The sequence below is a fragment of the Clostridium sp. MCC344 genome, assembly GCF_018785365.1.
In the GTDB taxonomy this organism is placed as follows: Bacteria; Bacillota; Clostridia; order Lachnospirales; family Lachnospiraceae; genus Pilosibacter.
This window is the reverse complement of the sequence record NZ_WQPQ01000104.1, coordinates 1-248: the sequence shown is the minus strand read 5'-3', so window position 1 is coordinate 248 and position 248 is coordinate 1. Positions and strand designations below refer to the sequence as shown.

Sequence of the window (248 nt, the reverse complement as noted above, 5' to 3'; positions counted from 1 at the left end):
ATCTTTACTTTACCCATGAGCCAGCCGATGACACCTGCGATCAGCATCGTTCCTACATCGTAGAAGTTGCTTCTCATCGCATAGCTTCCGACTACGCAGAGGATGAAGATGATCGGAGTTAAGATCGTCTTCGGAACGCTCAATACCTTTGTGAAAAGGCGGATGCAGGAGAATCCAAGGAGTACCATGATCGTGTTGGCAACGAACATTCCAAGGAAGATCGTGTATACAAGAACCTTGTTTGTCTT

Annotated in this window: 1 protein-coding gene; it reads right to left on the bottom strand. The window is 46.4% G+C overall.

Features of this window, described 5'->3' with window-relative positions; genetic code table 11:
- Positions 1-248, bottom strand: a 248-nt coding sequence (locus GPK90_RS17940; protein WP_215703595.1) for a tripartite tricarboxylate transporter permease, incomplete at both ends; no start/stop codon positions are given.